Source organism: Microbacterium sp. BF1 (assembly GCF_019279095.1).
In the GTDB taxonomy this organism is placed as follows: domain Bacteria; phylum Actinomycetota; class Actinomycetes; order Actinomycetales; family Microbacteriaceae; genus Microbacterium; species Microbacterium maritypicum.
Genome location: NZ_JAGYWT010000177.1, coordinates 1 through 4,912, shown reverse-complemented (window position 1 = coordinate 4,912; position 4,912 = coordinate 1). Strand labels below are relative to the sequence as shown.

General features: G+C 68.8%; 6 protein-coding genes and 1 pseudogene. 6 read left to right on the top strand and 1 reads right to left on the bottom strand.

The window, feature by feature from the left end; all coding sequences use genetic code 11:
• The first annotated feature begins 195 nt into the window (after nt 1-195).
• The 6 genes from KZA10_RS08070 to KZA10_RS08050 all read left to right on the top strand — a co-directional run bounded on the left by KZA10_RS08070 (nt 196) and on the right by KZA10_RS08050 (nt 4,726).
• Nucleotides 196-849 carry a thioredoxin domain-containing protein gene (locus KZA10_RS08070; protein WP_218682606.1) on the top strand — a complete coding sequence of 218 codons (654 nt, stop codon included), beginning with the start codon at nt 196-198 and terminating at the stop codon, nt 847-849.
• A gap of 90 nt (nt 850-939) precedes the next feature.
• On the top strand, nt 940-1,752 hold the full coding sequence (locus tag KZA10_RS08065) for a tyrosine-protein phosphatase (protein WP_218682605.1): 813 nt from the start codon (nt 940-942) through the stop codon (nt 1,750-1,752).
• 45 nt (nt 1,753-1,797) lie between these two features.
• Nucleotides 1,798-2,061, top strand: a complete 264-nt coding sequence (locus tag KZA10_RS17900; protein WP_256934559.1) for a hypothetical protein — start codon at nt 1,798-1,800, stop codon at nt 2,059-2,061.
• Nucleotides 2,062-2,064: 3 nt separating this feature from the next.
• Nucleotides 2,065-3,873 carry a bifunctional lysylphosphatidylglycerol flippase/synthetase MprF gene (locus KZA10_RS08060; protein WP_256934558.1) on the top strand — a complete coding sequence of 603 codons (1,809 nt, stop codon included), beginning with the start codon at nt 2,065-2,067 and terminating at the stop codon, nt 3,871-3,873.
• A 59-nt stretch (nt 3,874-3,932) separates the two neighbouring features.
• A complete protein-coding gene (locus KZA10_RS08055; protein ID WP_218682604.1) occupies nt 3,933-4,184 on the top strand; it encodes a hypothetical protein in 252 nt (83 codons plus the stop codon).
• Nucleotides 4,181-4,726, top strand: a complete 546-nt coding sequence (locus KZA10_RS08050) for a hypothetical protein (protein WP_218682603.1) — start codon at nt 4,181-4,183, stop codon at nt 4,724-4,726. Before KZA10_RS08055 ends, KZA10_RS08050 begins: the two co-directional genes overlap by 4 nt.
• Before the next feature lie 66 nt (nt 4,727-4,792).
• Here the strand turns inward: KZA10_RS08050 and KZA10_RS17895 are convergent.
• Nucleotides 4,793-4,912: pseudogene (locus tag KZA10_RS17895) on the bottom strand (aminoacyl-tRNA hydrolase); the annotation flags it as partial.

Here is a 4,912-nt window from a genome sequence, read left to right as displayed (position 1 = left end):
TCATCGCCCACAGAACCCGACCGCTCGGCACCCGGGACCTCGGCACGTCGTCGCCGCGCCGCGCCGGTCCGCTCGTCATCGTCCCGGCTCTCACCCTCACCCAGCTCTCGATCTCCCGTACCTGACACCGACGCGCGCATCGAGCCGCCCACGGCGGCATCCTTCCCTCGTCGTACCCCTGTGTCTGGAGACCCCATGAAGAACTCTGTCAAAGCGACCCTGATCGCCATCGCCGTCGCCATCGTCCTGCTGATCGCCGGTGTCGTGTTCGCGATCAGCCAGCAACAACCCACCGCACCGGCCGAAGGCGGGGAGCCGAAGCCGACCGTCCGCACCGATTCCCATGTGCTCGACGACGGGGGCGAGGGCGCCGTCACCGTCGTCGAGTTCCTCGACTTCGAGTGCGAGGCGTGCGCGGCGTTCTACCCCGTCGTCGAAGATCTCCGAGAGAAGTACGACGGCGAGATCACCTACGTCGTGCGCTACTTCCCCCTGCCCGGTCACATCAACTCCACCCAGGCGGCCCTGGCCGCGGAGGCCGCCGGTCAGCAGGATCGCTTCGAGGACATGTACCACCGCCTGTTCGAGACCCAGGCGCAGTGGGGCGAGCAGTCCGAGGAGACGACCGAGGTGTTCCGCGGGTTCGCCGAGGAGCTCGACCTCGACATGGCCGCGTACGACGCGGCTATCGCGGATGCGGCCACCGCGGAGCGCGTGCAGTCCGACAAGGCCGATGGCGAGAAGCTCGGGGTGGACAGCACGCCGAGCTTCTTCGTGGATGGTGTGAAGGTCGAGCTGCAGGAGTGGGACGACGTCGAGGAGGCCATCGAGAAGGCCGTGAACGGCTGACCCGGCTGGCGGGGTCGCGCCGCTTCCGTGTCGAAGCCGCGCGGCCCCGCCGCACCGATATTCTGGCCGCATACCCAGGAGAGGGCCAGAATGACCATCGATATCTCGACCGCTTTGCAGACGACACACAACGCTCGTGAACTCGCCGGGTTCCCGACCTCCGGAGGCGGTCGGCTCGCATCGGGCCTCCTCTTCCGGTCGGATGCCCTCGCTTCGCTCACCGACGAGGGGCTGCAGGCGCTCGCCGACCTCCGCATCGGCACCGTGATCGATCTGCGCACCGATGGCGAGCGGGCCCGTGCCGCAGATCGTCTGCCCGATGACGGCAGCGTGACGCTGCTGGCTCAGCCCATGCAGGGCGGCGCGATGGACGAGATGGTCAAGAAGCTGCTCCCTGCGGCTGGCAGCGCCGGACTCTCGGTGACCCAGGTCGCCGAGGTGCTGAAGCGGGTGCCCACCCTGGAGGAGCTGTACATCTCGATCCTGGAGGCGAGTGCAGCGCAGTTCGCGACCATCGCCCGCACGGTGCTGGAGTCGTCCCGCACCACTCGGCCCGGCGTGCTGTTCCACTGCACCGCGGGCAAGGACCGCACCGGTCTCGCCGCCGCGATCCTGCTGCTCGTCGCCGAGGTGCCTCGAGAGGCGATCGTCGCGGATTACACGCTGACCGAGAAGAACCTCGCGCGCGGGTTCGCCGAAGCGCTCACGGGGCTGATCACCTCGCTCGGAGTTCCGCTCACCCCGGCGCTGACGACCCTGGCGACCAAGTCTCCGGCGTCGGCCATCGAGGCGGCGATGGACTGGATCATCGCGAACCACGGCGATGTCGCGGGGTATCTGCGGAGCGGCGGCATGGCCGCTGAGGAAATCGCCGATCTCCGCCGGGTTCTCCGCGGCGAGTAGGAGCGGCCTCCGCGGAGACGGGGCCTCCCTCGCTACGCTGAGCGCATGGCTGAGGAGCACTCCCCCTCTCCGCGTCCGTGGATCGCCGTCGTCCGACGGATCCCGGCGACCCTCACGATGGTGCTGCTCATCCTCGTGGTGGGGATCATCTGGGGTGGACTCTGGTCGCCCTTCGAAGACACGGCACTGTTCAAGACCGTCGCCTACGGACTGCCGAACCTCGTCGACGGCAAGTGGTGGACGCCCGTCACCGGCACGTTCTTCGTGAATCAGCCCTGGGTGTACGTGTTCACGATCGCCGGCTTCTGAGGAATGGCCTACCTGGAGTACCGTCGCGGATCGCGCGTGGCGGTGGCCTACTACGCAATCGGTCAGCTGTTCGCGATCTTCGCCACCGCACTGCTGCTGTACCTGCTTTCGCAGTTCCCCTGGGCCTGGGCGACCGAGCAGGCGCAGGCGCTCGACGTGGGAGCGTCCGGCGGCACCATGGCGTGCATCGCCGCGGCGGTCGGCCTCTTCCGCCCGCCGTGGAGGGTACGCGGCTGGCTCATCCTGCTCGGCTTCGTGTTCATCGCGATGCTCTTCTGGGGCAAGGTCGCCGACCTCGAGCATCTGCTCGCCGTGCTGCTGATCCTCGTCGTGGACCGCACGCTGCGGGTTCGGCACACCACCGTGCGCGAGCTGCGGCTGATCGCGGTCGTGGCGATGCTGGTGCTCGGCGCGGTCGAGATCATCACCACGCTCCTGCCTACCGACGGCCCGTTCGGCCCGACGGAACCCGTCTCCGGCGGATTCATCAGCCTCGCGATCGACCTGGTCGTGATCCTCGTGCTCGTGAACGGCCTGCGCCGGGGCCGACGCTTCGCGTGGGTGCTCGCGCTCCTGCTCGGGATCTTCAACGTCGTGATCGCCGCCCTCGTGCTCACCCTGATCACCGTGTTCAGCCAAGCTCAGCTCGACGTGCGCTGGGATGGAGAGACCGAGCTCGAGCTGGCCAACGGCTTCCTCTGGCTGATCATGCTCGTGTACCTGGTCTGGGTGCGCCGTGCCTTCCGGGCCAAGCGCCGTGCGAAGCTCGGCATCCAGCCCGCGCCCACCGTGGACGACGTGAAGCACGAGCTGCGCACGCACGGCGGCGGAACGCTCTCGTGGATGACGACGTGGGACGGCAACAACTACGCCAGGGTGAACGGCGGCATCGTGGCCTACCAGCGCCGCAACGGTGTGGCACTGGCACTGGCGGATCCGATCGGCCCCTCGGAGGCGCGCGCCGAGGCCGTCACCGACTTCATCCACGCGGCCGAGCTGGCCGGTCTCGTCCCCTGCTTCTTCAGCGCGGACGAAGCCACCCGCGCCGCCGTGCCCCCGAGCTGGCGGAGCATCGTCGTCGCCGACGACACGATCGTCGACCTGCCGGGACTGGAGTTCACGGGCAAGCGCTGGAACTCGGTGCGCACATCGCTCAACAAGGCCGGCCGGGAGGACATGACCTTCCGGATGACGCAGCTCAAGGCGGAGTCCTGGGGTGTGCAGCAGCAGCTGCGTGCGATCTCGGAGGCCTGGGTCGGCGACAAGGATCTGCCGGAGATGCGCTTCACCCTCGGCACGCTCGATGAGGCCGAGGACCCGGAGGTGCGGCTCGCCCTGGCCCTCGCGCCCAACGGCGACGTCGACGGGTTCCTCTCCTGGCTGCCCGTGTACGGCGACGAGGGTGCCGTGCGCGGCTGGACCCTCGACCTCATGCGTCGCAGGGAGGGCGGCTTCGGACCCGTGATGGAGTACCTGATCGGATCCTCGGCACGGCAGTTCGCCGACGAGGGTGCGCAGATCATGTCGCTCTCGGGAGCCCCACTCGCCCACGACTATCCGCCGGACGCCGGGATGATCGCCGCCCTGAGCGACCGGCTGGCCGATGCCCTGGAACCGGTGTACGGCTTCGGGTCGCTGCATCGGTTCAAGCAGAAGTTCCACCCCCGCTACGAGACCATGTATCTCCTCTTCCGCGACGAGAGCGACCTCACCCGCATCGGTGGAGCCCTGACGAGGGCGTTCCTGCCGGATGCGACGCTGCGACAGTTCGCGGGTGCCGGGCTCGAACTCGTGCGGGGCGGGAAGGACTGAGTGACACCCGTTGTCAACAAGTGGTTGACAACCATTGGTGTCAACCATAGATTGACACCATGACGACGACACCTCAGCCCGCCTCGCGACCGGAACGAATCGCCACCGCGATCGGCATCGCGCTTCTCGCCACGGGAGCGGCGACGCTCCTGCTGTCCATCGGCTTCGACCTCCGCGGGTTCGGCGGAGGGTTCCTGCAGGGCGTCGGCATCGGCGCGATGCTCGTCGGGACCTACCTCTGGGGGGTCGGCAACGGCACCCGGCGCGCCCGACGCCGGCAGTGGCTCCCGAGCCGCGGAACCGTGGAGTGAGCGCGCTCAGCGACGCGATCGGTCACGCTGTCCTCGCAGAAGCCGGGGTCGCCGACAAGACGTCTCTCACGACGGAAGACCACATCGCCCTGATCGCGGCGAGCGCCCGAACCGAAGACGAGGTGCGCGGCATTCTGCGGCGCGCCGTGCTCTCCGCACGGGCAGCAGGGGCGAGCTGGGCGACGATCGGCGCTGAGCTCGGCATGTCCCGTCAAGCGGCGCAGCAGCGATTCGGCCACCTCGCCGAGGCGCAGGACGACGACGACAGCGAGCGCTGGCTCGGTCCGGTGAGCGTCTTCGATGAGATGGGTGAGCTGGAACTCGCCGGGCGCGAAGGCTGGCACACCATCGGAGCCGGAGCATCCGCACATCGGATGGTCCGCAGCGACACCCGGTGGGACCATCGTCGAAGCGTCTGGCGCCCCCTTCGGGCGGCGGAGCGCGCGGAGGGGTGGGAGCTCGGATGCTCGGCGTTCCCCTGGGTGTACTTCGTGCGCGACACCGGCATCCCGGTCTCCGAGACCCCCGGGACCGCGCCCTGACAGGGCGTCTTCCGGATAGCGCCCCCGTATATGCCGATCTCCGGATGGCCTCGGACGATCGCTCCCTCAGTCGTCGCGGGGGCGCCGACGCAGGCTCTTGACGTCGGTGCGCCGCTGCTTGGCCTCAAGCCGACGCTCCTTCGATCCCCGACTCGGCTTCGTCGGACGTCGCGGAGGCGCCGGCGG